The organism is Kitasatospora sp. NPDC091257 (assembly GCF_044757675.1).
Classification (GTDB): Bacteria; Actinomycetota; Actinomycetes; order Streptomycetales; family Streptomycetaceae; genus Kitasatospora; species Kitasatospora lactacystinica.
In genome coordinates this window covers 1-4801 of record NZ_JBIVVI010000714.1, presented here as the reverse complement: position 1 = coordinate 4801, position 4801 = coordinate 1, and the positions used below count along the sequence as shown (strand labels likewise).

Below are 4801 nucleotides of genomic sequence, written 5' to 3'. Positions count from 1 at the left end.
TTTTTATTGATCCGGCGCCCACCTATATATACACTACTACTAACACTGTTTCCCTACCCGACGCTCTTCCTATCTCCGCCGCGGGGCGGCCCGCCGCCGGGCGGCCCGCCGCGAGTGATCACCGGGGCCAGTACAGTGAGGCGCACTGCCCGGCCGCGCGGACGGGCCGGGGCGCGCGAGGGGGCCGGGGTGGCGACGCTGGGTATGCACCGGGACTTTCTGCTGGAGTTCGCGGCACTGGAGAAATCCGTGCAGCGCAGGGTCTTCGACGTGTTCGAGAAGTTCACCGGAGCGACGCACACCGGCGCGCATCTGGAGAAGCTCACCCACCAGCGGGACCCCCGGATCCGGACCATCCGGATCACCGACTTCTGGCGCGGGGTGGTCCTCAAGGCCGACCGGGGCGACGGGTACATGCTGTTGAAGGTGCTCCCCCACGACAAGGCGAACGACTGGGCGTACAAGCACCGGGCCTCGGTGAACGCCGCCACCCAGGGCGTCGAGATCCGCAACGACGTCGCCCTGGAACGCGCCACCGAGTCGCTGAGGGCCCTGGCCCCCGACGAACCCCGGAGGCTCTTCGCCGACCGCTCCGACAAGGTCCTGCGCAGCCTGGGCATCGAGGAGGAGATCCTGCCGATCATCCGGCTGCTTCCGGACGAGGCCCATCTGGAGGCGCTCCACCGGGTCCTGCCGGAGCAGCAGTTCGACGTTCTGATCGGCCTCGCGAGCGGGATGGAGCCGGCCGACATCGACCGTGAGATCGTCCAGGCGTACGCGCGGGCGGCGGCTCCGGTGAACGCCGCGCAGCCCGAGGACGGGCTGGTCTCGGCGATGGCCCACGCGCGCGGCCGGGTCGCTCTGGTGTCCGGCCCCGAGGAACTGCGGGAGATCCTGGAGCGCCCGTTCGACGTGTGGCGGATCTTCCTGCACCCGGCCCAGTACCGGATCGCCTACCGGGAGTCGTACAACGGGCCGGCCCGGGTGACCGGCGGCCCCGGGACCGGGAAGACGGTGGTGGCCCTGCACCGGGCCTATCACCTGGCGCGCCGGCTGCCGCCGGACGCACCTGACGGATCGATTCTGCTGACCACCTTCACCAAGGACCTCGCCGGCGAGCTCGAACGCTGCCTCACGCTGCTCATCACGGACGAGCGGATCAGGGCGAAGGTCCGGGTGGTCACCGTCGACGCGCTGGCGAACGAGGTGCTCCGCCGCTCGCGGGGCGGCGCCCCACTGAAGACCGTCTTCAACCGGCGCGCGGTCCTCGCCCGCTGGGGCCGGATCGTCCGCCGGCTCGGGATCGACTTCACCGACGTCTTCCTGGACCAGGAGTGGCGGCAGGTCGTCCTGGCTCAGGCGATCGAGAGCCCGGAGCAGTACCTGAAGGCACAGCGGTCCGGCCGCGGTACGGCCCTCGGTCCGCTGCAGAAGGCCCAAGTGTGGCGTGCGGTGGCCGCGTTCGAGGACGAGCTGCGACAGGCCGGGGAGTTGACGTTCCTGCAGGTCTGCGCGCAGGCCGCGCGGGCGCTCGACGAACAGGACGACCGCCCGTTCCGGCACGTGGTGATCGACGAGGCGCAGGACCTCCACCCCGCGCAGTGGAGGTTCCTCCGCGCGATCGTCGCGTCCGGACCGGACGACCTGTTCCTCGCCGGCGACCCGCACCAGCGGATCTACGGGAACAAGGTCTCGCTGCGCTCACTCGGAATCCAGGTCGTCGGACGGTCCTCCCGACTGCGGGTCAACTACCGGACCACGCACGAGATCATCAGCTGGTCCGCGTCCCTGCTGACCGGCGAGCGGCCCGACGACATGGACGGCGGCGAGGACTCCCTCGTCGGCTACCACTCGACCCTGCACGGCGCGCACCCCGAGGTGCACGGCCACGTCGACAAGGCCGACGAGATCCAGGACCTCGTCGCCCGGATCGCGGAGTGGACCGCGTCCGGCGTCGCCCCGGAGGACATCGGCGTCGCCGCCCGGACCGCCCAGCTCGGCCGCGAGGTCGCCCAGGCCCTGGAGCAGGCCGGGACGCCCGCCTACGTGCTCGGCAACGCGCCGTCCCCCGGCGTCCGGGTCGGGACCATGCACCGGATGAAGGGCCTGGAGTTCCGCTGCGTCGCCGTGGTGGGCGTGAGCGACGGCCTGGTGCCCATGCGCAGCGCGATCACCCCGGTGGACACCGACCCGCTGCAGCACCAGGAGGACCTCAGCGGCGAGTTGAGCCTGCTCTTCGTGGCGTGCACGCGTGCACGCGAGGCCCTCAGCGTGTCCTGGCACGGCACACCGAGCGTCTTCCTCGAACCGGTCGTCCCGGCGCAGCTGCTCGCACGGTGACCCGCGGCGCCCCGGGCGACGCGTCCTCGACGAATCGTTCCGGGTGGTCGATCGGCCCGGAAGTTGCCCGGGGCCCGGAGGGGTGGGGTAATGGGAGGCGGCCGGTGTTCGAGCGTGTGACGAGCAGCCCCGGGAGCGTGGGATGAGCGGTGGGCCGGAACCGATCAGTGCCGAGGGCCTGCGTGCGGTGCAGGCGGACCTGGCGCAGTTGCGGGAGGAACGGGAGAAGGTGGCCGCGACGCTGCGCGGGCTGGAGCCGGTGGGGGACCGGGCGGATGCGGCGGACGAGTTGCAGCGGGCGTCGGAGGTGACCCGGCTGGACCGGCGGATCACCGAGCTGGAGGCGCGGCTGCGGGAGGCCGAGGTGGCCGGGAAGCCGTCCGCGCGGGTGGTGGGGGTGGGATCGACGGTCACCGTGCGGTTCGACGACGGCACGGAGGAGACGGTCGAGATCTCCGAGCTGGCGGAGGAGCGGGACCTCACCCTGGTGACCTTCGACAGCCCGCTCGGGAAGGCGCTGCTCGGGCGGCACGCCGGGGAGACGGTGAACTACGAGACGCCGGCCGGCGCGGCCAGCGCGGTGGTGCTGTCGGTGGGCGGCACGGAATAGCCGGCACGCAGTAGCCGGGGCGGAATAATCCGAACGGAATGATCGGAGCGGAATTCCCGATCGTTCTTTCGGAATGTCCGGCAGGTTTTCCGGACACCCGGCAAAGGGATATCCGTCGAATCTCCGATAGGCGCCGCTTATCGGCTCACAGGATTCACTTCTTTGACGCCCGCGGCGACGGACCGCACACTGGACTGCGGAAATCCAGGAATGGCCGGAAAGCCGGAAACGGGGCAGGACAGCGCATGGGCGGTACCGACGGAATGCCCGTGCCCCGCACCGCCCGCTGGCTCCCGGCGGCCGCCGCCGTCGCCGTCGCCGCCTGGGGCGCCAACCAGTTCACCGCGCTGGCCACCGTGTACCGGGCGCGCACCGACTGGTCGGCGCTCTCGCTGGCCGCGATGTTCTCGGTCTACCTGCTCGGCCTGCTGCCCGGTCTGCTGCTGGGCGGGCCCGCCGCGGACCGGTACGGCCGGCGGCGGACGGTGCGCGGCGCGCTGGGCCTGTCCGCCGCCGCCAGCGTGGTGCTGGCGCTGCCGGACGAGCCCTCGGTGTACGCCGCCCGGCTGGCCACCGGCTTCGCGGCCGGGCTGGTCTTCCTGGCCGGGACGGCCTGGCTGCGCGAGCTCTCCGGGCCCGCCGTCCCGCCCGAGCGGAGCGCCCGCCGGGCGATGTACGCCACCGGTACGGGCTTCGCGGCGGGCGCGCTGGCCTCCGGGGTGATCGCCGAGTGGCTGCCCGGCCCGACGGTGCTGCCCGCCCTCGCCCATGCGCTGGGCTGCCTGCTGGTGCTGCGGGCCACCCGCGGACTCCCGGAGACCGCCCGGAGCCACGGCCGCGGCGGCGGCGGCAACGGCAACGGCAACGGCAACGGCAACGGCAACGGCGGAAGCAACAACGGCAACGGACCGGCGGCCGTCCGCCACCCCCGGTTCCGCTACGTGGTCCTGCCCGCCAGCCCGGCCGTGCTCGGCGCCGCCACGGTGGCGTACGTGGTACTGCCGCCGCTGGTCGCCGACCGGGTGCCCGGCTACGCGCCGCTGTTCAGCGGCCTGGTCGCGGCGCTGACCCTGGCCACGGGCGTGGTCGCCCAGCCCTTCGCCGCCCGGCTGGACGACGCGGACAGTGCCCGGGCCACCCTCACCGCGATGGCCACGGTGATCGCCGGGCTGCTGCTCGGCGCCCTCGCCGCCGCCCTCGACTCGGTGGGCCTGGTGGTGGCCGCCGCCCTCGTCCTCGGCACCGGGTACGGGCTGACGCTCGGCGCGGGGCTGCACGAGGTGGAGCGGCTGACCCCGCGCGCCTCCGGGCCGACCTCCGCCTCCCTCTACCAGAGCATCACCTCCAGCGGCTTCCTCACCCCGCTGCTGCTCGCCGGCACCGCCGGCCACGCCTCCTATCCGGCGCTACTGGCGGGCATGGCGGCCGTCGGTCTGCTCTGCCTGGCGGTCACCGCCGCGCACAGCCGCCGCCACCTGCCCGACCCGCCGGACCCGTACGCCGCCGCCAGGGGGGAGGATTCATCCGTACAGACCTGACGGAGACCATCGAGGAGCCGACGACCATGGGCCGAGTGACCGTCCCCCGCAGAGTGCTGCGCCTGCGCCAGGGCGCGCCCTCGTACCGTCCCGACACCCTGGCCGCCGAGGAGCCGATGGAGATCCGGGTCGGCGGGCGTGCGCTGACGGTGACCATGCGCACCCCGGGCAGCGACTTCGACCTGGCGGCCGGGTTCCTGGTCAGCGAGGGCGTGGCGCACGCCGCCGAGCAGGTGGCGGGCATCCGCTACTGCGCCGGTGCCACCGCCGACGGGGGCAACACCTACAACGTGGTGGACGTCCTGCTCGCCCC

4 protein-coding genes are annotated in these 4801 nt (G+C 73.0%); all 4 read left to right on the top strand.

The features are described 5' to 3' along the window. The first annotated feature begins 189 nt into the window (after nt 1-189). On the top strand, nt 190-2340 hold the full coding sequence (locus ACIQOV_RS27960; protein WP_401053140.1) for a UvrD-helicase domain-containing protein: 2151 nt from the start codon (nt 190-192) through the stop codon (nt 2338-2340). Nucleotides 2341-2482: 142 nt separating this feature from the next. Continuing rightward, nucleotides 2483-2950, top strand: a complete 468-nt coding sequence (locus ACIQOV_RS27955) for a GreA/GreB family elongation factor (RefSeq protein ID WP_401053138.1) — start codon at nt 2483-2485, stop codon at nt 2948-2950. 245 nt (nt 2951-3195) lie between these two features. Further along, nucleotides 3196-4488, top strand: coding sequence for an MFS transporter (locus ACIQOV_RS27950; protein ID WP_401053136.1), 1293 nt, complete (start codon nt 3196-3198; stop codon nt 4486-4488). Nucleotides 4489-4514: 26 nt separating this feature from the next. Further along, nucleotides 4515-4801: formate dehydrogenase accessory sulfurtransferase FdhD (locus ACIQOV_RS27945; protein WP_401053134.1), on the top strand; the 287-nt coding region annotated here is incomplete at its 3' end.

Excerpts from the sequence above, each read along its gene's own strand:
- ACIQOV_RS27955 (WP_401053138.1), top strand. The coding sequence starts at position 2,483 with ATGAGCGGTGGGCCGGAACCGATCAGTGCCGAGGGCCTGCGTGCGGTG.
- ACIQOV_RS27950 (WP_401053136.1), top strand. The coding sequence starts at position 3,196 with ATGGGCGGTACCGACGGAATGCCCGTGCCCCGCACCGCCCGCTGGCTC.